This is a genomic window from Zoogloea sp., assembly GCF_041908905.1.
Taxonomy (GTDB): domain Bacteria; phylum Pseudomonadota; class Gammaproteobacteria; order Burkholderiales; family Rhodocyclaceae; genus Zoogloea.
In genome coordinates this window covers 24628-48920 of record NZ_JAYREK010000001.1, presented here as the reverse complement: position 1 = coordinate 48920, position 24293 = coordinate 24628, and the positions used below count along the sequence as shown (strand labels likewise).

Sequence of the window (24293 nt, the reverse complement as noted above, 5' to 3'; positions counted from 1 at the left end):
AGCCATGGCCCGTTCTGAGCTCACTCTCGTCCTCGGCCTCGGCGAATCCGGCCTGGCGATGGCCCGCTGGCTGGCCCGGCAGGGTGTCGCCCTGCGGGTCGCCGATTCCCGTGACACGCCCCCCGGCGTCGAGCGCCTGCGCGCCGAGGCTCCGGCCGCCGAGATCGTCACCGGCCCGTTTGCCGAGACGCTGCTCGACGGCGTCGGCCGCCTCGCCATCAGCCCCGGCCTCGACCCGCGCCAGCCGCTGGTGCAGGCCGCCCGCGCCCGGGGCATCCCGGTGGTCGGCGAGATGGATCTCTTCGTGCAGGCCCTGACCGACCTCGGGGTGCGCGACACCACCCGCCTCATCGCGATCACCGGCACCAACGGCAAGACCACCACCACCACCCTGGTCGGCGAGATGCTGCGCGGCGTCGGGCTGGACGGCGTGGTGGCCGGCAACATCAGCCCGGCCGCCCTCGACGTGATCATGGAGCGCCAGGACGCAGGCCGCCCGCTGCCCCAGGCCTGGGCGCTGGAGCTCTCCAGCTTCCAGCTCGAGACCGGGCCGGCCCTCGATGCCGCGTCGGCCACCGTGCTCAACGTCACCGACGACCACCTCGACCGCTACGCCGGCCTCGACGACTACGCCGCCACCAAGGCCGCGGTGTTCGCCGGTGGCGGCGTGCAGGTGCTCAACCGCGACGATGCGCGGGTCAAGGCGATGGCCCTGGCCGGGCGCCGGGTGTTCACCTTCGGCCTCGACGCGCCCGCCGGGCCCGACGACTTCGGCGTCGGCGTCGAAGCCGGCACCGAATGGCTGGCCCGTGGCGGCGAGCGGCTGCTGCAGCGTTCCGAACTACAGTTGACCGGCAACCACAACGTCGCCAACGCCCTCGCGGCGCTGGCCCTCTGCGAGGCCGCCGGCCTGCCCCGGGACGGGCTGGTTGCCACCCTCAAGGCCTTCCGCGGCCTGCCGCACCGGGTCGAGAAGGTGGCCGAGCGGGCCGACGGCGTCAGCTATTACGACGACTCCAAGGGCACTAACGTGGGCGCCACCGTCGCCGCCCTCGAGGGGCTGCGCTGCAAGGTCGTGCTGATCGCCGGCGGCGACGGCAAGGGCCAGGATTTCTCGCCTCTCAAGGATGCCTTCGCCCGCTATGCCCGCGCCGTGGTGCTGATCGGCCGCGACGCCGGGGCCATCGAGGCGGCCGTTGCCGGCTGCGGCGTCGAGCTGCTGCATGCGGCCGACATGGACGCCGCCGTGCTGCTCGCCGACGCCCGCGCCCAGGCCGGCGACGTGGTGCTGCTGTCACCGGCCTGCGCCAGCCTCGACATGTTCCGCAACTACGCCCATCGCGCCCAGGTGTTCATCGATGCGGTGCTGCGTCTGCCCGGAGTCCGCCCCGCATGAAGCTCGCCGACAACCTCTCCGGCCTGTTCTCCCGCTCCGCCCCGGACGCCGCCGGGCCGGTGACCAGCCGCGCGGTCAATCGCCTGCTGCAGCCCGTCGGCCAGCCGCGGGAGCTCGACCCCTGGCTGATCTGGTCCGCCGCGGCGCTGCTGCTGCTGGGGCTGATCATGGTCTTCTCGGCCTCCATCGCTACCGCCGAGGGCAGCCGCATGTTCGGCCACCAGCCGGCCTACTTCCTGGTGCGCCACGCGGTGTTCCTGGCCGTCGGGGTGATCGCCGGGGTGGTGGTGTTCCAGATCCCGATGCGGGCGTGGCAGGAGATGGCGCCATGGCTGTTCATCGCCGGGGTCGTGCTGCTGCTGGTGGTGCTGATCCCCGGCATCGGCCGCGATGTCAACGGCGCCCGCCGCTGGCTGCCGCTGGGGGTCGTCAACCTGCAGCCGTCCGAGCTGATGAAGCTCTTTGCAGCCCTCTACGCCGCCGACTACACCACCCGCAAGCTGCCGCTGATGGGCAGCTTCAAGCAGGGCTTCGCGCCGATGGCCGGGGTGATCCTGTTCGTCGGCTTCCTGCTGCTCAAGGAGCCCGACTTCGGCGCCTTCGTGGTGATCACCGCGATCGCCTTCGGCGTGCTCTTCCTGGGCGGCATCAACGTGCGCCTGTTCGTGCTGCTGGCGGTCGTCGCGACCATCGGCTTCGTGCTGCTGATCACCTTCTCGGAATACCGTCGCCAGCGCATCCTGGGCTTCATGGACCCGTGGCAGGACGCCTACGGCAAGGGCTACCAGCTTTCCCACGCGCTCATCGCCTTCGGCCGCGGCGAATGGTTCGGCGTCGGGCTGGGGGGCAGCATCGAGAAGCTCTTCTACCTGCCCGAGGCCCACACCGACTTCCTGCTCGCCGTGATCGCCGAGGAGCTCGGCTTTGCCGGGGTGTTCATGGTCGTGCTGCTTTTCGCGGTGCTGATCCAGCGCGCCTTCGCGATCGGCAAGCAGGCCGTCACCCTCGAGCGCACTTACGCGGCGCTGGTGGCCCAGGGCATCGGCATCTGGATCGGCGTGCAGTCCTTCATCAACATGGGTGTGAACATGGGCCTGCTGCCCACCAAGGGCCTGACCCTGCCGCTGATGAGCTTCGGCGGCTCCGGCATCCTCGCCAACTGCGTGGCCCTGGCGATCCTGCTGCGCATCGACTGGGAGAATCGCCAGATCATGAGGGGAGCCGGCGCATGACCCGCCTCCCCGACGCCTTCTCGTTCCGGGAGTCCGTCTGATGCCTACGCTGATGGTCATGGCCGGGGGCACCGGCGGTCACATCTATCCCGGCCTCGCGGTCGCCGACGCGCTGCGCGAGCGGGGCTGGAAGGTGGTCTGGATGGGCAACCCCGACGGCATGGAAGCGCGCATCGTGCCCGCCAGCGGCTACGAAGTGGCCTGGGTCCGCTTCACCGCGCTGCGGGGCAAGGGGCTGCTGCGCAAGCTGCTGCTGCCGTTCAACCTGCTGCGCGGCTTCGCCCAGGCCCTCGCCCAGATCCGCCGCGTCCGTCCCGACGTGGTGCTCGGCATGGGCGGCTACGTCACCTTCCCGGGCGGCATGATGGCGGCCTTGCTCGGGCGGCCGGTGGTCGTGCATGAACAGAACTCCGTGGCCGGCCTCGCCAACCGGGTGCTGGCCGGTGTGGCCGACAAGGTCGTCACCGGCTTCCCCGACGTCCTCAAGAAGGGCGAATGGCTGGGCAACCCGGTGCGCGCCGACATCGCCGCGGTGGCGCCGCCCGCCGAGCGCTTCGCCGGCCGAACCGGCCCGCTGAAGGTGCTGGTGGTCGGCGGCAGCCTGGGCGCTGCGGCCCTCAACGACGCAATGCCGAAGGCCCTCGCGCTGCTCGCACCGGAGGCCCGCCCGCAGGTCACCCACCAGGCCGGCACCCGGCAGATCGAGGCGCTGAGGGCCGGCTATCAGGCCGCCGGGGTCACCGGTGAGCTGCTGCCCTTCATCGATGACATGGCCGCCCGCTACGCTGGCGCCGACCTGGTGATCTGCCGGGCGGGCGCCCTCACGGTGGCCGAGCTCGCCGCGGCGGGTGTCGCCAGCGTGCTGGTGCCCTTTCCCCATGCGGTGGACGATCACCAGACCGGCAACGCCCGCTTCCTCGCCGATGCCGGCGCGGCAGTCCTGCTGCCCCAGACCGAACTGACGCCGCAGCGCCTCGCCGCGCTGCTGCAGGAAATGACCCGCGAGCGCCTGCTGGCGATGGCCGAGAAGGCCCGCCACTGCGCCCGGCCGGATGCCACCCGCCGTGTCGCCGAGCTGTGCGCGGGCCTCGCCCGCTGATTGAAGAAACGGAAATCGACGTGAAACACAAAGTCAAAAGCATTCACTTCGTCGGCATCGGCGGCGCCGGCATGAGCGGCATCGCCGAGGTGCTGCTCAACCTCGGCTACGAGGTCAGCGGCTCCGACCTGGGCGACAACGCCGCCACCCGCCGCCTGAAGGCCCTCGGGGCCCGGGTGATCCAGGGCCACGCAGCCGACAACGTGCTCGACGCCGACGCGGTGGTCACCTCCACCGCCGTCAAGGGCGACAACCCGGAAGTCCTCGCCGCCCGCGCCCGCCACATCCCGGTGGTGCCCCGCGCCCAGATGCTCGCCGAGCTGATGCGCCTCAAGCAGGGCATCGCCATCGCCGGCACCCACGGCAAGACCACCACCACCTCGCTGGTGGCGAGCATCCTCGCCGAGGGCGGCCTCGACCCGACCTTCGTGATCGGCGGCAAGCTCAACGCGGCCGGCGCCAACGCGCGCCTGGGCAAGGGCGATTTCCTGGTCGCCGAGGCGGACGAATCCGACGCCTCCTTCCTGCTGCTGACGCCGGTGATCTCGGTGGTCACCAACATCGACGCCGACCACATGGAGACCTACGGGCACGATTTCGCCCGGCTCAAGCAATCCTTTGTCGATTTCCTGCAGCACCTGCCCTTTTATGGTGTGGCGGTGCTGTGCGAGGACGACCGGCACGTGGGCTCGATCATGCCGCTGGTCTCCAAGCAGATCGTCCGCTACGGTTTCTCCGAGTCGGCCAACGTGCGCGCCGAGAACGTCCGCGCCGAGGAGGGCCGGATGTGCTTCGACGTGGTGCGCGTCAATGGCACCACCAGCCGCCTGTCCGTCACCCTCAACCTGCCGGGCCGCCACAACGTGCTCAACGCCCTGGCGGCGATCGCCGTGGCCACCGAGGTCGGCGTCTCCGACGAGGCCATCGTCAAGGCGCTGGCCGAGTTCAAGGGCGTCGGCCGGCGCTTCCAGCGCTACGGCGAGGTGGCCCTGCCCGGTGGCGGCAGCGCGACGGTGATCGACGACTACGGCCACCACCCGGTCGAGATGGCGGCCACCATCGCCGCGGCCCGCGGGGCCTTCCCCGACAAGCGTCTGGTGCTGGCCTTCCAGCCCCACCGCTACACGCGCACCCGGGATTGTTTCGAGGATTTCGTGAAGGTCCTGTCCACCGTCGACGCGCTGCTCCTCGGCGAGGTGTACGCCGCCGGCGAGACGCCCATCGTGGCCGCCGACGGCCGTTCGCTGGCGCGGGCGCTGCGGGTGGCGGGCAAGATCGAGCCGGTGTTCGTGGAGAGCATCGAAGACATGCCGGGGGCGATCCTGTCCGCGGCGCAGGATGGCGACGTGGTGATCACCATGGGTGCCGGCAGTATCGGCGGTGTGCCGGGCAAATTGGTGAATGGCGAGGCGTGACGTGACGGAAGTGAAGACGGCGGTGGCCGGAAAATTCGGAAAGGTGGCGGTGCTGCTGGGCGGCAATTCGGCCGAGCGCGAGATCTCGCTGATGTCGGGCGCCGCGGTGCTGGCGGCCCTGCAGGCGGCAGGCGTGGATGCCCACGCCTTCGACCCCGCCGAGCGGGACCTGCACATCCTCAAGGAAGAGGGCTTCGACCGGGCCTTCATCGCGCTGCATGGCCGCGGTGGCGAGGACGGCACGGTGCAGGGCGCCCTCGAGCTGATGCAGATCCCCTACACCGGCAGCGGCGTGATGGCTTCGGCGATCGCCATGGACAAGTGGCGCACCAAGCTGGTGTGGCTGGCCGCCGGCCTGCCGACGCCGCGCTTCGCGATCCTCGACGCCGACACCGACTGGGACGCCGTGGTGGCCGACCTGGGCCTGCCGATCTTCGTGAAGCCGGTGCATGAAGGCTCCAGCATGGGCGCCACCAAGGTCACCGAGGCCGGCCAGCTCAAGGCCGCCTGGGAACTCGCCGCCCGCTTCGATTCGCTGGTGCTGGCCGAGGAGTTCGTCACCGGCCAGGAGCTCACCGCGCCCTTCCTGGGTGAGCGGGCGCTGCCGCTGGTGCGCATCGTCGCGCCGGGGGGCAACTACGACTACCAGAACAAGTACTTCACCGACGACACCCAGTATTACTGCCCGAGCGGCCTGCCGGAAGCCGTCGAGACCGCGATCCAGGCCGCCATCGTGCGCTGCGCCAAGGTGCTCGGCTGCCGCGGCTGGGGGCGCGCCGACCTGATCCTGCGGGACGACGGCAGCTTCACCCTGCTCGAGATCAACACCGCGCCGGGCATGACCAACCACTCGCTGGTGCCCATGTCGGCGCGGGTGGCCGGGCTGTCGTTCGAGGCCCTGTGCCTCGAGATCCTCTCCGGAGCGCGCCTTGGCTGACGAGCGCAGCACCTCCAACGTCCCGCCCGAGCCCGGCGCCAAGCCCGGCCTGGCCAAGCGCGTCCGTGCCGCCCGACCGGCGCGGCCCGCGCGGGCGGTGGAGGGCAACCGCCTGTGGGACAGGCCGCAGCTGCTCAACCTGATCTCCGACGTGCTGATCGTCGTCGGCGCCGCCGGCCTGGGCTACGCGGCGGTGACGGCCCTGTCGCGTCTGCCGGCCTTCCCGCTGCGGGAGGTGGTGGTGATGACGCCGCTGGCCCAGGTCACCACGGCCCAGCTCGAATACGTGGCGCGCTCGTCGCTGCGCGGCAACTTCTTCACCGTCGACCTCGACGACGTCCGCGGCGCCTTCGAGAAGCTGCCGTGGGTGCGCCGGGCCGACGTGCGCCGACGCTGGCCGGGCGGGGTCGAGGTGCGCCTCGAGGAGCACGTGGCGTCCGCCTACTGGCGGGTCGGCGAAACCGGCGACATGCGCCTGGTAAACCGCTACGGCGAGGTCTTCAGCGCCGCCAGCAACGCCAGGATGCCGGTCTTCAGCGGGCCCGAAGGTTCGTCCGGCATGCTGCTCGCCAAGTTCGACGAGTTCGCCGGCAAGCTCGGCCCGCTGGGCAAGCAGCTGGTGGGGGTCTCGCTGTCGGCGCGGGAGGCGTGGCAGCTCAAGCTGGAAGACGGCCTCACCATCGAGCTGGGCCACGACCAGGTCAAGGCGCCGATCGACGAGCGGCTGGCCCGCTTCGTGCGCAACTACCCGAAGGCCCGGACCGAACTGAACATGAACGTGGCGGTGGTGGACCTCCGCTACCCCAGTGGATTTGCCCTCCGTCCCATCGTCCCCGAGGCGCCGGCGGGCAAGCAAGACAAAAAAGGTAAGCGATGAGTAAAGAATACAAAGAGCTGATCGTCGGCCTCGATATCGGCACCTCCAAGATCACCTGCGTGGTCGCCGAGCTCAAGCCGGACGGGCGCATGGAGGTGGTCGGCCTGAGCTCGCAGCCCTCGTCGGGCCTCAAGAAGGGGGTCGTCGTCAACATCGAGGCCACCGTGGATGCGATCAGCCGGGTCATCCAGGAGGTCGAGCAGATGGCCGACTGCAAGATCCGCGACGTCTACACCGGCATCGCCGGCAGCCACATCCGCAGCTTCAACTCCAACGGGATGGTGGCGATCAAGGACAAGGAAGTCTCGCCCCTCGACGTGGAGCGGGTCATCGAGACCGCCCGGGCGATGCCCCTGCCGGCCGACCAGCAGATCCTGCACATCCTGACCCAGGAGTTCGTCATCGACGGCCAGGATGGCGTGCGCGAGCCGATCGGCATGAGTGGTGTGCGCCTCGAGGTCAAGGTGCACATCGTCACCGGCGCTGTGTCGGCGGCCCAGAACATCGTCAAGTGCGTGCGCCGCTGCGGTCTCGAGGTGCTCGACCTGGTTCTCCAGCCGCTCGCCTCCAGCTACGCCACCCTCTCCGAAGACGAGAAGGAGCTGGGCGTCTGCCTGGTGGAAGTCGGCGGCGGCACCACCGACCTCGCCGTCTTCACCCAGGGCGCGATCCGCCACACCGCGGTGATCCCCATCGCCGGCGACCAGGTCACCAACGACATCGCCGTCGCGCTGCGCACCCCCACCGCCGACGCCGAGCAGATCAAGATCCGCCACGGCGTGGCGATGCATACCCTGGCCGACGCCTCCGAGATGATCGAGGTGCCCGGCGTGGGCGACCGTCCGCCGCGCAAGCTGTCCCGCCAGGCCCTGGCCGACGTGATCGAGCCGCGGGTGTGCGAACTCTACGAGCTGGTCCAGGCCGAGCTGCGTCGCAGCGGCTACGAGGAGCTGCTGTCGTCGGGCATCGTGCTGTCCGGCGGCGCGGCGGTGATGCAGGGCATGGTCGAGCTCGGCGAAGAGGTGTTCCACATGCCGGTGCGCATCGGCTACCCGCGCTACGACGGCCCGCTCTCCGAGGTGGTCTGTGAGCCGCGCTATGCCAATGCAATGGGATTGGTGATGGAAGGGGCCGCCCAGAAGCGCCGTGGCATGCAGGCCCGCCAGACGCGCAACGTGGGGCAGGTGTTCTCGAGGATGCGCTCCTGGTTCGAGCGCAATTTCTGACCGGGGTTTCGCCCACCATTTTGGGGTGAACCCCCAAGAATCACGCTCTGTGCAGGCTTTATTTAGTTGTAAAATATTGGGCCCGATACTAAATAACCCAGCCTTGTGCGGATCGGCAGTGTAATGGCAGTCAATTTTGGAGGCGCGTTAAATGTTTGAAATTGTTGAAAAGGCATCGGGCGGCACCAGCATCAAGGTGATCGGTGTCGGTGGCGCCGGCGGCAACGCCGTCGACCACATGATCCGCGAAGGTGTGCAGGGCGTCGATTTCATCACCGCCAACACGGACGCTCAGGCGCTGTCCCGCTGCCTGGCTCCGACCAAGGTCCAGCTCGGCAAGACCGGCCTGGGCGCCGGCTCCAAGCCGGAGGCCGGCCGTGCCGCGGCGCAGGAATCCCGCGACGCCATCGCGGCGGCCCTCGAGGGCGCCCACATGTGCTTCATCACCGCCGGCATGGGCGGCGGCACCGGTACCGGCGCCGCTCCCGTGGTGGCCGAGATCGCCAAGGAGATGGGCATCCTCACCGTTGCGGTGGTGACCAAGCCCTTCGACTTCGAAAACCGCATCCGCGTCGCCGAGAGCGGTGTCGAGGAGCTCTCCAAGCAGGTCGACTCGCTGATCGTCGTCCTCAACGACAAGCTGCTCGAAGTCTACGGCGACGACGCCGGCTTCGAGGATTGCTTCCGTTCCGCCGACAACGTGCTGACCAGCGCCGTCGGTGGCATCGCCGAGATCATCAACGTGCCGGGCCTGGTGAACGTCGACTTCCAGGACGTGCGCACCGCGATGGCCGAGATGGGCCGCGCGATGATGGGTTCCGCCCAGGCGTCCGGCCTCGACCGCGCCCGCATCGCCGCCGAGCAGGCCGCCGTGTCGCCGCTGCTCGAAGGCACCGAGCTGTCCGGCGCCCGCTGCGTGCTGATCAACATCACCGCCAGCCGCTCGCTGAAGATGTCCGAGGTGCGTGACGCCGTGAAGACCGTCCAGGCCTTCGCCGCCTCCGAAGCCTTCGTCAAGTACGGCACCGTCTTCGACGAGAACATGGAAGACCGCATCCGCGTCACCGTGGTCGCCACCGGCCTCGGCGCCGTGCGTGCCGCGAGCGTCGCCCGCAAGCCCGAGATGCAGGTCATCCGGACGGGTACCGACAACGTGAGCATGGAAGTCGACTACGGCAACCTCGAACTGCCGGCGGTGATCCGCCGCACCTCGCGCACCACGGTCGAGGCGATGAGCGCCAACGGCATGTCCACCCTGGACATCCCGGCCTTCCTGCGCAAGCAGGCGGACTGAGCCGCCTCCGAGGCCGCTCCGGCGGCCCCGGGCCCGCGCGCAGCGTGACGTCGCCTCCGTCCGCTGCGCGTTTGCTTTTGTGGGCCCTGGAGGCCGGCGTTGTCTGCTGCAGTGCAGCAAGGGCGCTGTGTTAAAATTGGATTACCAGAACGTGGGGCTCCATCATGCTCAAGCAACGCACCCTGAAGACGATCGTCAGCGCCACCGGTGTGGGGCTCCACAGCGGTAACAAGGTCACCCTCACGTTGCGTCCGGCGGCGCCGGACACCGGCATCGTGTTCCATCGGGTCGATCTCGACCCGGTCGTCGACCTGCCGGCCGACCCGTACGCCGTCTGCGACACGCGCATGTGCTCGGGCCTGCAGCAGGGCGGGGCGAAGGTCAATACCGTCGAGCACCTGATGTCGGCCCTCGCCGGGCTCGGCGTCGACAACGTGCACATCGACGTGGACGCGGCCGAGATTCCCATCCTCGACGGCAGCGCCGGGCCCTTCGTGTTCCTGATCCAGTCGGCCGGCATCGAGGAGCAGAAGGCGCCGAAACGCTTCCTGCGGGTGCTGAAGCCGGTCGAGTACGTCGAAGGCGACAAGTGGGTGCGCCTCGAGCCTTACGACGGCTTCAAGCTCAGCTTTTCCATCCTGTTCAACCATCCGGCCATCGACAGCACGGGCACCTCGGTGACCATCGATTTCGCCCAGAATTCCTACGTGCGCGAGGTGTCGCGGGCGCGCACCTTCGGCTTCATGCAGGACGTCGAGTTCATGCGCGCCAACGGCCTCGGTCTCGGCGGCAGCCTCGACAACGCCATCGTGATGGACGAATACCGGGTGCTCAACGCCGACGGCCTGCGCTACGCCGACGAATTCGTGAAGCACAAGGTGCTCGATGCCATCGGCGATCTCTATCTTGCGGGTCACCCGCTGCTGGCCGCCTACAGCGCCTACAAGTCGGGCCACGCCCTCAACAACCAGATCCTGCGCGTGCTCCTTGAAGACCGCACGGCGTGGGACATCGTCACCTTCGAGGAAGACGCGCGGACGCCGCCGGCGGTCGCCCGGCTCTTCGAGCTGGCCCCGGCCTGAGTCGGTCATGCTGCTGCTGCGTCTCCTGGCGGTGCTGGCCGGGATCGGCATCTGCGGCTCGGTGTTTGCCTACTTTTTCACCCGCGACGCGCGCTATTTGGCGCTGGCGTGGCGGCTGTTCCGCTGGGTGCTGATCGTCGCGCTGGTGTTCTTTGCGCTGTTGATCGTCGAGCGGGTTTTCGTGACGGTGGCCTGAGCGCGCCGGCGCGCTCAGCCCGCGCTCTTCACGAAACGCTTGAGGGCCCGCGCCAGCGGCGAGTCGGCCGGCAGGCTCGCCGCCAGGTCGCCGAGGCCGCTGCGGGTCGATTCGCTCACGTGGCGCTGGGGCACCGGCGGCGCCGGTGGGCGGTATTCGCGCACCGCCACCTTCACCTTGATGTCCCGCAGGATCACCCCCGCCCGGGCGAAGTCGGCGAGCAGGCTGGGCACCGCCTGGCGCAGCTTGACGGCGAGGCCGGCGCTGTCCACGTGGATGACCAGATCCTCGCCCTTCAGGTTGGCCACCTTGCAGGCGGCGGCCATGTAGTCGGGGAGCAGCGCCTCCAGCTGCCGCTGCAGGCGCATCAGGCGGCCGGCGTGGGCCTGCAGGCGGGCGAGGGTGTCGCCGCTGCCGAGGAAGTTGTCGATCGGGCTGGTGGAGGACATCGGGGCTTGGAATCGGGAAAAGCGCCCCCATCGTATGGGGATCGTCTTCGGCGGGCAAGAGTGGGCGGCGACTTGTCCTGCGTCACGGCCGTGTCCGGACGGCATGATAGAATCCGACCTTTGCCGCGTTTTCCCTTCCAAATCAAATGATCGCAGGCCTTCTCAAGAAAATTTTCGGCAGCCGCAACGACCGGCTGATTCGCCAGTACAGTCAGAAAGTGCGTGCAATCAACGCACTGGAGCCGAAAATCCAGGGCCTCAGCGATGTGGAACTGCGCGGCAAGACCGACGAATTCCGTCGCCGCGTGGCGGAGGGCGAGAGCCTCGATGCGCTGCTGCCGGAAGCCTTTGCGGTGGTCCGCGAGGCCGGCAAGCGGGTGCACGGCATGCGCCACTTCGACATGCAGCTGGTCGGCGGCATGGTGCTCCACGACGGCAAGATCGCCGAGATGCGCACCGGCGAAGGCAAGACCCTCACCGCCACGCTGCCGGTGTACCTCAACGCGCTGTCCGGCAAGGGCGTGCATGTCATCACCGTCAACGACTACCTCGCCAGCCGCGACTCCGACTGGATGGGCCGCATCTACCGCTTCCTGGGCCTCAGCGTGGGCTGCAACCTGTCGCAGATGCCCCACGACCAGAAAAAGGCTGCCTACGCGGCGGACATCACCTACGGCACCAACAACGAGTTCGGCTTCGATTACCTGCGCGACAACATGGTGTACGAGCTGGGCGAGCGGGTGCAGCGCGGCCTCAACTACGCCATCGTCGACGAAGTCGACTCCATCCTCATCGACGAGGCCCGCACCCCGCTGATCATCTCGGGCCAGGCCGAGGACCACACCGAGCTCTACCTGCGCATGAACGCGGTGCCGCCGATGCTGACCCGCCAGGAAGGCGAGGGCGACAACATCACCCAGCCCGGTGACTACACCGTCGACCTCAAGGCCCACTCGGTGCTGCTCACCGAGCAGGGCCATGAGCACGCCGAGGAGATCCTCGCACGGCTGGGCCTGCTGGCCGAGGGCGCCAGCCTCTACGACCCGGGCAACATCCTGCTGATCCACCACCTCTACGCCGCCCTGCGTGCCCACGCGCTGTACCACAAGGATCAGCACTACGTGGTGCAGAATGGCGAGGTGGTGATCGTCGACGAATTCACCGGTCGCCTGATGGCCGGCCGCCGCTGGTCCGAGGGCCTGCACCAGGCCGTCGAGGCCAAGGAGGGCGTGAAGATCCAGGCCGAGAACCAGACCCTCGCCTCGATCACCTTCCAGAACTACTTCCGCATGTACGGCAAGCTGTCGGGCATGACCGGCACCGCGGACACCGAAGCCTACGAGTTCCACCAGATCTACGGCCTCGAGACCGTCGTCGTGCCGACCTCCCGTCCGATGATCCGCAAGGACCAGAACGACAAGGTCTACCGCACGATGAAGGAGAAGCACGACGCCATCGTCGCCGACATCAAGGACTGCGTCTCGCGCGGCCAGCCGGTGCTGGTGGGCACCACCTCCATCGAGAACTCCGAGCTGCTCTCCGATCTGCTCAACCGTGCCAAGCTGCCCCACAACGTGCTCAACGCCAAGCAGCACGCCCGCGAGGCCGAGATCGTCGCCGAGGCCGGGCGGCCGGGCGTCATCACTATCGCCACCAACATGGCCGGCCGCGGCACCGACATCGTGCTGGGCGGCAACGTCGAGAAGCCGATTGCGCTGATCCGCGAGGACGAAACCCTCTCCGACGCCGACAAGGAAGCCCGCATCACCGCGCTGCGCGAGGAGTGGAAGGTTCGCCACGAGCAGGTGCTGCAGGCCGGCGGCCTCAAGATCATCGGCACCGAGCGCCACGAATCCCGCCGCATCGACAACCAGCTGCGCGGCCGTGCCGGCCGGCAGGGTGACCCGGGTGAGAGCCGTTTTTATCTCTCCCTCGAAGATCCGCTGATGAAGATCTTCGCCGGCGAGCGCCTCAACGCGATCATGGTCCGCCTCAAGATGCCCGAGGGTGAGGCCATCGAGGCCGGCATGGTGACCCGCTCCCTCGAAACCGCCCAGCGCAAGGTCGAGCAGCGCAACTTCGACATCCGCAAGCAGCTCCTCGAATACGACGACGTCTCCAACGACCAGCGCAAGGTGATCTACCAGCAGCGCAACGAGCTGCTCGAGACCGCCGACATCACCGAGACCATCACCGCGATGCGCGAGGGCGTGCTCCACGACCTGTTCCGCGTCTATGTGCCGGTCGACTCCGTCGAGGAGCAATGGGACATCCCGGCCCTCGAACTCGCCCTCGAGGCCGAGTTCCAGCTCAAGCTCCCGGTGGGCGAGTGGATCAAGGCCGAGCCGAGCATCGGCGACGACGACATCCTGCAACGCGTCCTCGAGGCCGGCGCCCGCGCCTACGCCGACAAGGTCGCGCTGGTCGATACCGCTGCCTGGCAGGGCTTCGAGCGCAACGTGATGCTGCAGAGCCTCGACACCCACTGGCGTGAGCATCTGGCGGCTCTCGACCACCTGCGCCAGGGCATTCACCTGCGCGGCTACGCCCAGAAGAACCCCAAGCAGGAGTACAAGCGCGAGGCCTTCGAACTCTTCGAGAACCTCCTCAGCGTCGTCCGCACCGAGGTCACCAAGCTGTTGATGACCGTGCAGGTCCGCTCCGAAGCCCAGCTGGAAGAGGCCGAGGCCCCGCCCGAGCTCGAAAACGTCCAGTACCACCACGCCGACTACGACGAGGCCCTGGCCGCGGCCAACCCCGATCGCGACGCGGCCCAGCCGGATCAGCGGCTGGCGCCCAAGGTCGGCCGCAACGACCCCTGCCCCTGCGGCTCGGGCAAGAAGTACAAGCACTGCCACGGCAAGCTGTCGTAAAAGGCCGCGACAGGGCCGTCGCGCCCGTTGAACTCGCGATGCCGGTGCCCGGCGTACTCACGTACGCTCCCGCTCCGCATCGCGACCCCGGCGGCGGCGCGGCGTTTTGTCCTGCCCCCCGCACAGGCAGTGTGGATCATCGAAGCCCGCCCAGCGGGCTTCGTTGCGTCTGGGGGGCCTCAAGCTGCAAGGCCGGGTGCCGTTATGGGGCAGAGGCGAGCCGATGAGTCATTCCCCCAATTCCCCCGACCTGGCGGTCTGGATCGAACGTATCCGCGGGCGCGAGATGCCGGTCTTCGCGCGCACGGTGGCAGCCCTGCGGCACATCATCGGTGACGACCGGGCCTCGGCCTCGGCGTTGGCCCAGGTGATCCTGAAGGACGCCCCGATGACCGCCAAGGTGCTGCGTCTGGCCAACAGCGCCTATTTCAACCACTCCAACCAGGCCGTCAGCACCGTCTCACGGGCCATCGTGGTGCTGGGGTTCGACCCGGTTGCCGAACTGGCGCTGTCGGTGGCGCTGATCGACTCCCTGCTGGCCGGTGGTTTGCGGGGGCGCATCCACGTGGAGATGGCGCGCAGCTTCCATGCCGCGGTGCAGGCCCGCTGGGCCGTCCGCCGACGCGGGGAGTCGCAGGCCGAAGAGGTGTTCATCGCGGCGCTGCTGTCGCGGGTGGGCGAGATGGCCTTCTGGTGCTTTGGCGGCGAGCAGGCGCGGGTGCTGGAGCGCTGCATGAGCCAGGCGCACCTGAGCGAAGAAGAGGCCCAGCAGGTCGTGCTCGGCTTTTCCCTGCGCCATCTGTCGGCAGGGCTGGTGCGGGAGTGGCGGCTGGGGGCCCTTGCCGCCGCGGCCCTCGACGGCGACACCCGCAGCCGGGGGCCGGAGCGGGCGGTGCGCCTCGGCCAGCGCCTGGCCCTGGCCGCCGAGGGGGGCTGGAGCGCTCCGGTGGCCCGTCAGGTGTTGCGGGAAACGTCAGATTACGTCGGTGTCCCCATCGACACCGTGCGCGAAGAGGTGGTCGCCAACGCGGCCCAGGCGGCCCGCATCGCCGCTTCGTTCGGGGCCGCCGAAGCGGGGCAGATCATCGCCCGGAGCAGCCAGGAGGCGCCGAGCCCGCCGGAGGTCGGGCCGGTTGCCCCTGCCGCGGTCCGGGAGGCGCCCGACGCCGAACTCCAGTTGCGCATCCTGCATGATCTGGCGGCCATGACGCTGGCCCGTGCGCCGCTGCCGGAGATCCTGCTGCGGGTGGCCGACGGCGTGTTGCGAGGCGTCGCCTGCGAGCGCGTCGTGCTGGCGCTGCTGACCCGCGACCGGGCCCGGCTGCAGGGGCGGGTCGCCCTGGGGCAGGGGGCCGAGGCCCTGTGCAGCCGCTTCGATTTTTCGATGGAAGGCGACCCGGACGACGTGCTGGATGCGGCCATCGACAGCGCGCAGGCGTGCCGGATCGACGCGGCAGGCCTCGAGCGCTCCGCCGCCGCCCGGCTGCGCCAGGTGACCGGCTGCGACGAGGCGGTGCTGGTGCCCTTTGGCCCGGTGGGGCGGCAGATCGGCGTGTTGTACGCCGATCGCCAGGGCCGGCCCTTCGATGACGAGGCCTGGCGCGCCGTCCAGCATTTTGCGCTGCAGGCGGGGCTCGCCGCGGCGCTCGGGGCGCTGGAGCCCGTGGGGAGCCGGGCGGGGTCGTGAGGCCGGTTGGGGTGGCATGACCCGCATCCGGCCGGAGATGCCGGCATCTTGCCGGGTTCCAGGGCAGGGGCGTCCCGGTGACCCGGGACGGCCGATGGCACATTCTGGGATTATCATTCCCGACTTTGCCATCCGGCGTCTGTCCCAGGAGTCACTCATGCCCGTTCTGCTTTCTCCCCCTGAGGCCGCAGCCCTGCTGCCCGTTCCCGGTGTCCGTCTTGGTGTTGCCGAAGCCGGCATCCGCAAGGCCAACCGCAAGGATCTCACGCTGATCGAGCTCGCGCCGGGCGCCCGCGTAGCCGGCGTGTTCACCCAGAACCGCTTCTGCGCGGCGCCGGTGCAGGTCTGCAAGGCCCATCTGCCGGCCGGCGGCATCCGCGCGCTGGTGATCAACACCGGCGTCGCCAACGCGGGCACCGGCGAGCCGGGCCTCGCCGCGGCCAGGGCCACCTGCGAGGCGGTGGCGGCCCAGCTCGGCCTCGACGCCGCCCAGGTGCTGCCGTTCTCGACCGGGGTGATCCTCGAGCCGCTGCCGGTGGATCGCCTGGTGGCCGGCCTGCCGGCGGCGAAGGCTGCGCTGAAGGCCGACGGCTGGTTCGACGCCGCCCACGGCATCATGACCACCGACACGGTGCCCAAGGCCAGCTCCCGCCAGGTGCTGGTCGGCGGCAAGACCGTCACCCTGACCGGCATCTCGAAGGGCGCCGGCATGATCAAACCCAACATGGCCACCATGCTCGGCTTTCTGGCCACCGACGCCGACGTCGCTCAGCCGGTGCTCGATGCGCTGCTCAAGGAGGTGGCCGACCTCTCCTTCAACAGCATCACCGTCGATGGCGACACCTCGACCAACGACAGCTTCATGCTGATCGCCACCGGCCGGGCCGGCAACGCCACCATCACGGATACCGCCTCGGCCGACTACGCGGCTTTCCGCGCCGCGGTGCTGGAGCTGGCGATCTGGCTGGCCCAGGCCATCGTGCGCGACGGCGAAGGCGCCACCAAGTTCATGACCCTGCAGATCGAAGGGGGCCAGGACCGCGCCGAGTGCCGCAAGGTGGGCTACGCGATCGGCCACTCGCCGCTGGTCAAGACCGCCTTCTTCGCGTCCGACCCCAACCTGGGGCGCATCCTGGCGGCCATCGGCTACGCGGGCATCGACGACCTGGACGTGGCCGGGATCAAGGTCTGGCTGGGCAGCCGGGGCGAGGAGGTGCTGGTTGCCGAGCTGGGCGGGCGGGCCGCGGAATACCGCGAGGAAGCCGGTGCGCGGATCATGGAGGCGGCGGAAATCACCATCCGGGTCGACCTCGGGCGCGGTCAGGCGGCCGCCACCCTGTGGACCTGCGATTTTTCGTATGACTACGTAAAGATCAACGCCGATTACCGTTCCTGAGGCTGCCGCCCGTGTCCTGCCGTGCACCTTCCTAGACCAGTCGCGATGTTTTGTCCGTGATATTCATAACGGGCAAAAATTTTTTTGAGCAGTAGGCTTTTGGCAAGTTTTGACGAGGCTTGTCGGTTTTTTTTACACAAGAAACAAAGCGTGTCCTCGCCGAGCTTGAATGCTTGAAAAAAGATGTTGATTTATAAAGAAGATTTAAATCTGGCACGCTAGGTGCTTATGTTTGGCAGGCAGTACTCCTGAAATAATCGAACACCCGAAAGGAACAACATGCGCAAAAACCTCCTGAAAACCCTGGTTGCCGCGGCCGCCGTGATGGCTGCCAGCAGCGCTGCTCAGGCCTATCAGATCTCCCTCGATGGTCACACCTACACCTTCGACTCGATCGACTGGTCTTCCGGTGGTTCCGCCTGGATTTACAACTACAGCGGCGTCCAGGACTCCCAGTTTGACCTGGCCTTCATGTCCAAGGCCGTTGCCCTGCAGCTCGGCAATACCAAGGTCTACGAGTTCACCGGCAACACCGAAATGACGGTTTATGCCCAGCTCAACGAGACCATCGTTAGCGATGACGGGTTTGGCGGGCAGCGTTTTTCGCTGAACAACGGCTCCTGGTCCATCTACGTCGATGCTGCCAACAACGGTGACCTCACCACCGGCTACGGCATCACCGATGGCACCAAGATCCTCTCCGGCAGCTTCAAGCAGGGTGCGAGCGGCACCTTCGCGATCGACGGCCTGCCCGGTCAGAACAACATGTTCAACGAGCCGTCCGGTGGTACCGGCAGCCAGTCCCTGCCCGGCAATGTGCTGTTCGCCGCGGGCTGGGTCCTCCCGCAGCCGACGGGTGCCAGCACCTCCAGCCAGCTCAACGTTGGCGGCGCTGTGAGCGGCTGGGTCAAGCCGACCGGCTTTGCGGCTGCTAGCGGCGGTGGCATCGACCCCAACTACAAGGTCTGTGGCGACTGGAACGACCCGGCCGCTGATCTGGCTTGTGGTATCTATCTGAGCAATGGCCAGCAGGTCATGCAGGCCGACGGCAGCTCCTTCTTCCGCGGTGCCGTGCCGGAACCCGCTTCCATGGCTCTGGTTGGTCTGGGCCTGGGTCTGGCCGCGCTGCGTCGTCGCACCGCCAAAGCCTGATTTGGAGTTTTTTGGGGTTTGGCAGCCTGATCGCAGGTTGCTGGATCTCTGAAAATTTCACGAGCCACAACTGCCTGCGGGTGGTTGTGGCTTTTTTGTCTGGCGGTCTGTCTGCCTTGACCCCCGGAAAGTCGCCCGATAGTCCGTGCGCCTGGCCCTGGTGCCGGTTGCATGATTGACGGACCGGGCATAGCTCGTGATTTTTGGGGGCAACCAGCGGTGGTGCAGTACGTTGGGGGCTGCGAGGCGGTCCGGGGGGTAGCCTGCCCACGACTCGCCGATTGGCAGATGTTCTCCGTCGGAGCCCGGTGGCGGACGTCTTCAAAATGGTGGGCCGCTATTGCTGTGGCAGCGGACGGTATCGGGATGCTACGCGTCATGCTCGCGCTGGATACCTGCAGGCCTCGTAATGGCCGTCAATACGAAACGCGCCTGGGGAGTCGGGGTGCGCTCGCCAGCGGCGGTCGAGACGAATAATGTGCGGAGGCTTCTACCGGACTGCAGACAGGATGTGGTAACTTCCTTGGCATGGACAGGTGGCCTTTTTGCCAGGTTTTCTGGTGAGGAAGCTTGATCCGGCGCCCCGGGCGCTTCGGATTCTTGCCGCGGGCTCTACCTCAGTACCCGCAAAAAAACACCTTCGGGCCCCGTGGAAGGAACCCCATGAAACAAGTTACTGCGCTTCCCATTTTCTTGTTTCTGCTGCTGATGTCAATTCCGACAGCTGCCGCGGTGGCTTTCGCCATGGCGTTGTATTCGTTCTTTGCGGGGTTTCCATTCGGAGAGGTCGTCCTTTTCCTGCTGACGATATTTGTTTTTCTGGCCGTGTGCACCGTGGTTTATCGGATATTCATAGGTGCTTTTCCCCTTCCCCATGGGGAGCTGACTGCCAGCCGGCGAGACGAGGTGGTCTACACCACATACGTGCTTTTCTGGTTGATGATTTACACGCCCCTGACCCGGCTTCAGCTCGCACCCACGCCGCTATCCCCCCTGGTGTTGCGGGCGTTGGGTGCCAGGGTCGGGCGGGGGTCGTATTCTGCCGGTCTGGTCTTCGATCCGCAGCTGTTCAGCATTGGTGACAACTCGCAGCTCGGCTTCGATTGCATGATCGTGCCGCACGCTTCGGAAGGTGCGCGTCTGTCTCATTGGCCTGTCCGCATCGGGAACAATGTGACAATCGGCGGGCGGGCCGTGCTTCTGGCCGGTGTCACGGTCGACGATGGCGCTGTCGTGGCGATCGGCGCCGTCGTATCGAAGGGAACGCACATCGGGCCCGGTGAAGTGTGGGGAGGGATCCCTGCCAAGCGGCTCCTGCCCAAGGGGAGCAATGCTCTCCCCGAAAGGGGCTGATATGTACCGTACCGTCAGTTTGCCGGATACCTTGTTGCCATGAGAGCCTTGCTTTTTTCGCTGTACGGCGAATTCGTGCTGGCGATGCGCAATGTTCTGCGTCAGCGTCGTCGTGCGGCGTTCGCCCTGACGATCATTGTTGGCGGGGTCATCTCCCTTCTTCTTGCTGGGGGCTTCATAAAGTGGGTCCTGGATACGATGCGGGACTCGACGATTTACTCCCAACTCGGACACATTCAGGTTGTCCGGCCTGATTATTTCAGACTCGGCCTGTCCGACCCTTACCGTTACCTCTTGCCGAAGGCTGGAGCCGAGCAGGAAAGTATCAGGAAGAACCCTTCTGTGGTTGCCTTGACTCCGCGGCTGTCTTTTGCCGGCCTGATAAGTCTGGGTGACGCGACGCTCTCTTTTGCCGGGGACGGCGTCGACCCCAAGGGGGAGGAGCAATTCGCGGAGTATTTTTATATTGAAAAGGGAGAGCGCCTCTCTTCGGACGATCCTACTGGGATTGTAATAGGGCAGGGGCTCGCATCCAACCTGGGCGCCAAGGTTGGCGACCGGTTGGTGCTGATGACCTCGACCGCCAAGGGGGGAATGAATGCCCATGATGTCCATATTCGTGGGATATTTTTTACCGCTGAAAAGAGTTATGACGATTCGGCGATACAGGTGCCCATCGATCTCGCGCGAAAACTGGTGCGTGTCGAGGGTGCCACGTCATGGCTCGTTGTTCTGGACGATACCTCCAAGACCGACAAGGTCAGGCAGGAACTCGCCAGGCTCGTTGATCCGGCAAAGTTCGAGCTCGTACCGTGGTATGACTTGGCCGATTTCTACATGAAAACCGTGACGCTCTTTGTCAGGCAGGTTGCGATGGTGAAGCTCTTGATCGGTGTCGTCATCGTATTGAGCATTTTCAATACGCTCTCGATGGCCGTCGTTGAAAGAACCAGCGAGATCGGCACGGTGATGGCTTTGGGGGTCAGACGAAAGGGCGTGCTGCGCATGTTCCTGTTTGAGGGCCTGGCGCTCGGTCTGATCGGCGGCACGATCGGCGCGGTGGTGGGTTGGGTGCTGTCCGTGGTGATTTCCGCAATCGGGATCCCCATGCCTCCGCCGCCGGGCATGGAGAGCGACTTTACCGGCCAGATTACCGTGACCTTCGGGATGGCTGTCGAGGCGGTGTCGATCGCGTTGATCACGACCCTGATCGCTGGAATCATCCCGGCTTGGCAGGCATCGAGATTGAACATTGTCGACGCCCTGCGGCACCAGCGCTGAGCCCCTTGGCGCTCCGCTCGGGTGTCATGGGGCACAGGGGGCGGCGGTGGGGCAATAAACTGATTGGGTGGGAGGAGGTGTGGAATGAAGGCGAAGCTGTCGGATTTTTTCTATTCTGCGGTGGCCCTCGCGGTGATTTTCCTTACTGCCCTGGCAGTGGTGGGGTGGGGACTGTCTCCTTGGGTGAAGGTGTTGGTGGGGGATTATTTTGTAGTCGTCAATCCATTGCTCTTTCTGCTCGTATATGGAGTGGTTTCCGGGGTCATGATGCAGATCCTGCTGAAGTTCAAGCCCCTTGAGCTTGGCGAGTTCTCCATGGACTCCCCCGTTTTTTCATACTGGATGCTCCTGACGGTCATCCATAAGCTTGCCCAGGGCGCTTTGCGGCCCTTCACCTCCGTATTCACGGAGCCGCTCTTCATCCGTCTGTTCGGCGCCAGGGTAGGGGGTAATGTCGCCTTGGGGGGGGTCATCGGCGAACCTTTTCTTGTTCAGATCGATGATGACGTGGTGCTCGGTTACGGCTCTCTGATTGCCGGCAGCATCATCGCCGACGGAAAGATCATTCTTGGTCGGGTCCATGTGCGCAAGGGGGCGACCGTCGGTGTGTATGCGGTGGCGATGGGGAGCATCGATATCGGCGAGAACGCCAAACTGGTTGGCGGAGCTACGTTGCTGCCCGGCTCGAAGATCCCGGCGGGCGAGGTGTGGCGTGGCAGCCCCGCGCGCAAGTGGATCAGTCCGGCCGCTGCCACGCCCAAGCCGGAAAGCTGATCCATCCGGGGGGCCTTGGGCGTTTTGTGAGAGTGTTCGAACGCCCCAATAGCCGGAGGCAGCAGGCGGGCGCCAAAATCTCCTGTTGATGGCGCCCCACGCTGGATCAGCCCGGCTTTGGTCTGAACATCTCGGCAACCTTTTTGACGACAAAGGCCGGGGGAAACAGGGCTCCGAAGATACGCTGCCCCATGGTTCCCTTCGCGACGCAAACCATGATTTTTCCGCTGGGTATGGCATTGATCGATGCCCGCACCACATCGGCGGGTTTGTCGCGTCGCGTACCCAGCCCGCTTTCATAGGCGCCTGCCCGTGCATCGAATTCGCTTTCCGTGGGGCCAGGGACCAGGGTTTGCAACTGCACGCCGAATTGTTTCCATTCTTCGCTCAAGGCCAGGCTGAAACTGTGGAGGGCGGCCTTGGAGGCGGCATACCCGGCCATGAAGGGAACCGGCTGGAACACCGCCGGTGAGCTGACATTGATGACCAGCGATGACGGAAAGCTCGACAGGTCATTGAAGAAAGCGTGCGCCAGCGCCATCGGCGCGGCGACGTTCAGGGTCACCATCGATTCATAGAAGCCCTCGGGCGCTTTCTCAAAGGTACCCCAGTGACCCGATCCGGCGTTATTGACGAGGATCCGGATCTTGATGTTTTGGATTGCGAGTTGTTTTGCGATGTCACCGCTGGCGCCCTTGTTGCTGAGGTCGATCGGGAGGGCAAGGCAGTGAATGCCATGACGGTTGATCAGTTCCGTTGCCAGCGTCTGCAGCCGTTGTTCGCGGCGGGCAACGAGAACGATATTGATGCCTTCTGCGGCGAGTTGTTGGGCAAACTCCCTGCCTATTCCGGACGATGCGCCAGTCACCAGGGCCCAGGTGCCTTTGAAATCAGAGATCTTGAGCTTCATCGGGATGTCTTGCCTCCTGTGAGATGGTCCGCCACCCGGAGGGCGTTCGCGATGATGGTTAGCGCGGGGTTGGTTCCGCCGCTGGACGGAAAGAACGAGGCGTCGATGACGTAAAGGTTCTCTAGTTCGTGGGCCCGATTGTTCCGGTTCAGGACGCTTGTGCCGGGATCGTCGCCAAAACGACAGGTGCCGCAGGCGTGGGCGATCCGCTGATTGTTTTCGGCCTGCTTGATTAGAAGCATCCGGTACGGCGAGAAGGTTTCTTTGAGAAGTTTCCTGAAGGCCTTGATTCTCGCTTTTTCGTATGGAGAAAGCGTGTAATGGATGCGCAGCGGATCCTGGGGCGTTTCGACGACAATTCGGTTGCTCCGGTAAGGGAGGTCTTCCATCATCGACGCCAGCACCGTTGTCTGGCCGAACAGCATGCCCAGTGCCCGTGTCATGATGGGGCGCTGGAGTTCAAGGAGCGGGGCAAGAGGGGAGAAGGGCGTGTGCTGCAGGTCGTCCTTGATGCTGTCCACCAGGACGCTAGGCGGTGGGAGGTCGCCAAAGGATTGCACCGTGCCGAATTTGTCGCCGTCCCGGTTGTAAAAATTGTTGAACGCTAGCTGTTTGAGTCCATTGCTGGCGCGCGAAGACTTGACGAAGATTGCGTACAGGTCGACATAGTGGCGCATCAGGTAGCGCCCGACGAGCCCCGATCCGTTTGCAACGCCTTGTGGCCAATCGTGGTTTCGGGAGCGGAGAAGCAGATGTGGGCTGGAAAGCGCACCGGCAGCCAGGATGAATGTTTCCGCTTCGATCTGGACACTTTCACCCTTGTGAATGCAGCGGATTCTTCTGACCGAATTCGGCCCGGCGTCGATGGAGACGACTTCGCAATCGTCCCATAGCGTTGCCCCGTGCTGGGTCAGGGCGACGGACAGACAGACTTTTGCGCTGTCGTTCTTGCAGCCCTTGGCGCAAATGTAGCTTTGACACCCATTGCAGCCGGGGATTTGGTCGCAGGCGAGTGGCAGTCGGTAGGGATCAAGGCCCTTGCCGGCCAGGAAGGTGTGGAGTTCCTGGTTGGGTGGGGAGAGCGCGGTGCCCTGTGCGGCATAAGACGGCGGATTGAGGCTCTTCAGCGGATCGGGTGTGCCCTGGACGCCGTAAAGTGCTTCGGCTTCCCGATAGTATGGTTGCAGTTCATCGAAGGTGACCGGCCAGGCTTCCGGCAAGTCGGCGCCATGAGCGCCGGAGAAGTTTTCGGCCGGCCGGAAGTCTTCGGGGAACAGACGCTCCAGGGCCGCGCCATAAATTGCGGTGGAGCCGCCGGTGCCTGAGCCGATGAAGGGGACGAAAGCCCGTGCCTTGTCTGCGGACTCGTCGTTCAGCGTGTTCCACCAGCGCCCCGCCTTTTCAAACACAACCCGGTCTTCGGGGGCCGGAGCGCCAACGCGTGAGCGGAAGGTTTCGGCGTATTGCCCGGTGAGAGACTTGCCTGCGACGGCTGCTCGCCCTTTTTCGCAGAACAGGACGCGTTTTCCTGCCTTGGCCAGGGCGTAGCCGATTGTTGCGCCGCCTGCGCCGGTGCCAACAATGACGACATCCCATTTTTTAGTGAGGCTCATTTTCTTCGACTCGAAGGAGAGGAAACCAGGGGGCGGATTGGTCGGAGGAGG

General features: G+C 66.2%; 20 protein-coding genes. 17 read left to right on the top strand and 3 right to left on the bottom strand.

The features are described from left to right. Positions 1–4 precede the first annotated feature (4 nt). From murD to ACE3OU_RS00165, 10 genes are all read left to right on the top strand, one after another. On the top strand, positions 5–1396 hold the full coding sequence (murD, locus tag ACE3OU_RS00210; protein WP_374239520.1) for a UDP-N-acetylmuramoyl-L-alanine--D-glutamate ligase: 1392 nt from the start codon (positions 5–7) through the stop codon (positions 1394–1396). Further along, the gene (ftsW, locus tag ACE3OU_RS00205) at positions 1393–2628 is read left to right on the top strand and encodes a putative lipid II flippase FtsW (protein WP_374239519.1); all 1236 of its coding nucleotides are present in this window, start codon (positions 1393–1395) and stop codon (positions 2626–2628) included. Before murD ends, ftsW begins: the two co-directional genes overlap by 4 nt. A gap of 40 nt (positions 2629–2668) precedes the next feature. Beyond that, complete coding sequence (gene murG / locus ACE3OU_RS00200; RefSeq protein WP_374239518.1) at positions 2669–3727, top strand: undecaprenyldiphospho-muramoylpentapeptide beta-N-acetylglucosaminyltransferase; 1059 nt, start codon at positions 2669–2671, stop codon at positions 3725–3727. A gap of 20 nt (positions 3728–3747) precedes the next feature. Beyond that, positions 3748–5142, top strand: a complete 1395-nt coding sequence (gene murC / locus ACE3OU_RS00195) for a UDP-N-acetylmuramate--L-alanine ligase (RefSeq protein WP_374239517.1) — start codon at positions 3748–3750, stop codon at positions 5140–5142. Between the two features lie 22 nt (positions 5143–5164). Next, the gene (locus tag ACE3OU_RS00190) at positions 5165–6079 is read left to right on the top strand and encodes a D-alanine--D-alanine ligase (RefSeq protein ID WP_374239820.1); all 915 of its coding nucleotides are present in this window, start codon (positions 5165–5167) and stop codon (positions 6077–6079) included. Continuing rightward, entirely contained in the window at positions 6072–6956 is an 885-nt protein-coding gene (locus tag ACE3OU_RS00185) for a cell division protein FtsQ/DivIB (RefSeq protein ID WP_374239516.1), read from the top strand. Before ACE3OU_RS00190 ends, ACE3OU_RS00185 begins: the two co-directional genes overlap by 8 nt. Beyond that, on the top strand, positions 6953–8182 hold the full coding sequence (ftsA, locus tag ACE3OU_RS00180) for a cell division protein FtsA (protein WP_374239515.1): 1230 nt from the start codon (positions 6953–6955) through the stop codon (positions 8180–8182). Before ACE3OU_RS00185 ends, ftsA begins: the two co-directional genes overlap by 4 nt. 151 nt (positions 8183–8333) lie before the next feature. Then, positions 8334–9476 (top strand): cell division protein FtsZ, encoded by a 1143-nt coding sequence (ftsZ, locus tag ACE3OU_RS00175; RefSeq protein ID WP_374239514.1) that lies wholly within the window; start codon positions 8334–8336, stop codon positions 9474–9476. 164 nt (positions 9477–9640) lie between these two features. Continuing rightward, on the top strand, positions 9641–10558 hold the full coding sequence (gene lpxC, locus ACE3OU_RS00170) for a UDP-3-O-acyl-N-acetylglucosamine deacetylase (RefSeq protein ID WP_374239513.1): 918 nt from the start codon (positions 9641–9643) through the stop codon (positions 10556–10558). Positions 10559–10565: 7 nt separating this feature from the next. Continuing rightward, positions 10566–10754: a hypothetical protein gene (locus tag ACE3OU_RS00165; RefSeq protein ID WP_374239512.1), complete on the top strand. Its 189-nt coding sequence runs from the start codon at positions 10566–10568 to the stop codon at positions 10752–10754. A gap of 14 nt (positions 10755–10768) precedes the next feature. On the opposite strand, the gene ACE3OU_RS00160 is transcribed toward ACE3OU_RS00165, so the two are convergent. Beyond that, a complete protein-coding gene (locus ACE3OU_RS00160) occupies positions 10769–11203 on the bottom strand; it encodes a DciA family protein (protein ID WP_374239511.1) in 435 nt (144 codons plus the stop codon). A 146-nt stretch (positions 11204–11349) separates the two neighbouring features. On the opposite strand from ACE3OU_RS00160, the gene secA reads away from it, so the two are divergent. The 7 genes from secA (at position 11350) to ACE3OU_RS00125 (ending at position 21719) form a co-directional block, all read left to right on the top strand. After that, complete coding sequence (gene secA / locus ACE3OU_RS00155) at positions 11350–14076, top strand: preprotein translocase subunit SecA (protein WP_374239510.1); 2727 nt, start codon at positions 11350–11352, stop codon at positions 14074–14076. 223 nt (positions 14077–14299) lie between these two features. After that, positions 14300–15763: an HDOD domain-containing protein gene (locus ACE3OU_RS00150; RefSeq protein ID WP_374239509.1), complete on the top strand. Its 1464-nt coding sequence runs from the start codon at positions 14300–14302 to the stop codon at positions 15761–15763. A 157-nt stretch (positions 15764–15920) separates the two neighbouring features. Beyond that, entirely contained in the window at positions 15921–17159 is a 1239-nt protein-coding gene (gene argJ / locus ACE3OU_RS00145; RefSeq protein WP_374239508.1) for a bifunctional glutamate N-acetyltransferase/amino-acid acetyltransferase ArgJ, read from the top strand. 279 nt (positions 17160–17438) lie between these two features. Continuing rightward, the gene (gene pepA / locus ACE3OU_RS00140; RefSeq protein ID WP_374239507.1) at positions 17439–18311 is read left to right on the top strand and encodes a flocculation-associated PEP-CTERM protein PepA; all 873 of its coding nucleotides are present in this window, start codon (positions 17439–17441) and stop codon (positions 18309–18311) included. Between the two features lie 663 nt (positions 18312–18974). Further along, positions 18975–19664, top strand: coding sequence for a DapH/DapD/GlmU-related protein (locus ACE3OU_RS00135; RefSeq protein ID WP_374239506.1), 690 nt, complete (start codon positions 18975–18977; stop codon positions 19662–19664). A 39-nt stretch (positions 19665–19703) separates the two neighbouring features. Beyond that, entirely contained in the window at positions 19704–20945 is a 1242-nt protein-coding gene (locus tag ACE3OU_RS00130; RefSeq protein WP_374239505.1) for an ABC transporter permease, read from the top strand. An 84-nt stretch (positions 20946–21029) separates the two neighbouring features. After that, positions 21030–21719 carry a hypothetical protein gene (locus ACE3OU_RS00125; RefSeq protein WP_374239504.1) on the top strand — a complete coding sequence of 230 codons (690 nt, stop codon included), beginning with the start codon at positions 21030–21032 and terminating at the stop codon, positions 21717–21719. Between the two features lie 106 nt (positions 21720–21825). On the opposite strand, the gene ACE3OU_RS00120 is transcribed toward ACE3OU_RS00125, so the two are convergent. Then, entirely contained in the window at positions 21826–22629 is an 804-nt protein-coding gene (locus ACE3OU_RS00120; protein WP_374239503.1) for an SDR family NAD(P)-dependent oxidoreductase, read from the bottom strand. After that, positions 22626–24242: a GMC oxidoreductase gene (locus tag ACE3OU_RS00115; protein ID WP_374239502.1), complete on the bottom strand. Its 1617-nt coding sequence runs from the start codon at positions 24240–24242 to the stop codon at positions 22626–22628. The genes ACE3OU_RS00120 and ACE3OU_RS00115 overlap by 4 nt, the downstream gene beginning before the upstream one ends. Between the last annotated feature and the right edge of the window lie 51 nt (positions 24243–24293).

Coding starts and splice junctions, on each gene's coding strand:
- murD (WP_374239520.1), top strand. CDS start 5: ATGGCCCGTTCTGAGCTCACTCTCGTCCTCGGCCTCGGCGAATCCGGC.
- ftsW (WP_374239519.1), top strand. CDS start 1,393: ATGAAGCTCGCCGACAACCTCTCCGGCCTGTTCTCCCGCTCCGCCCCG.
- murG (WP_374239518.1), top strand. CDS start 2,669: ATGCCTACGCTGATGGTCATGGCCGGGGGCACCGGCGGTCACATCTAT.
- ftsA (WP_374239515.1), top strand. CDS start 6,953: ATGAGTAAAGAATACAAAGAGCTGATCGTCGGCCTCGATATCGGCACC.
- ftsZ (WP_374239514.1), top strand. CDS start 8,334: ATGTTTGAAATTGTTGAAAAGGCATCGGGCGGCACCAGCATCAAGGTG.
- lpxC (WP_374239513.1), top strand. CDS start 9,641: ATGCTCAAGCAACGCACCCTGAAGACGATCGTCAGCGCCACCGGTGTG.
- ACE3OU_RS00165 (WP_374239512.1), top strand. CDS start 10,566: ATGCTGCTGCTGCGTCTCCTGGCGGTGCTGGCCGGGATCGGCATCTGC.
- ACE3OU_RS00160 (WP_374239511.1), bottom strand. CDS start 11,203: ATGTCCTCCACCAGCCCGATCGACAACTTCCTCGGCAGCGGCGACACC.
- secA (WP_374239510.1), top strand. CDS start 11,350: ATGATCGCAGGCCTTCTCAAGAAAATTTTCGGCAGCCGCAACGACCGG.
- ACE3OU_RS00150 (WP_374239509.1), top strand. CDS start 14,300: ATGAGTCATTCCCCCAATTCCCCCGACCTGGCGGTCTGGATCGAACGT.
- argJ (WP_374239508.1), top strand. CDS start 15,921: ATGCCCGTTCTGCTTTCTCCCCCTGAGGCCGCAGCCCTGCTGCCCGTT.
- pepA (WP_374239507.1), top strand. CDS start 17,439: ATGCGCAAAAACCTCCTGAAAACCCTGGTTGCCGCGGCCGCCGTGATG.
- ACE3OU_RS00135 (WP_374239506.1), top strand. CDS start 18,975: ATGAAACAAGTTACTGCGCTTCCCATTTTCTTGTTTCTGCTGCTGATG.
- ACE3OU_RS00130 (WP_374239505.1), top strand. CDS start 19,704: ATGAGAGCCTTGCTTTTTTCGCTGTACGGCGAATTCGTGCTGGCGATG.
- ACE3OU_RS00125 (WP_374239504.1), top strand. CDS start 21,030: ATGAAGGCGAAGCTGTCGGATTTTTTCTATTCTGCGGTGGCCCTCGCG.
- ACE3OU_RS00120 (WP_374239503.1), bottom strand. CDS start 22,629: ATGAAGCTCAAGATCTCTGATTTCAAAGGCACCTGGGCCCTGGTGACT.
- ACE3OU_RS00115 (WP_374239502.1), bottom strand. CDS start 24,242: ATGAGCCTCACTAAAAAATGGGATGTCGTCATTGTTGGCACCGGCGCA.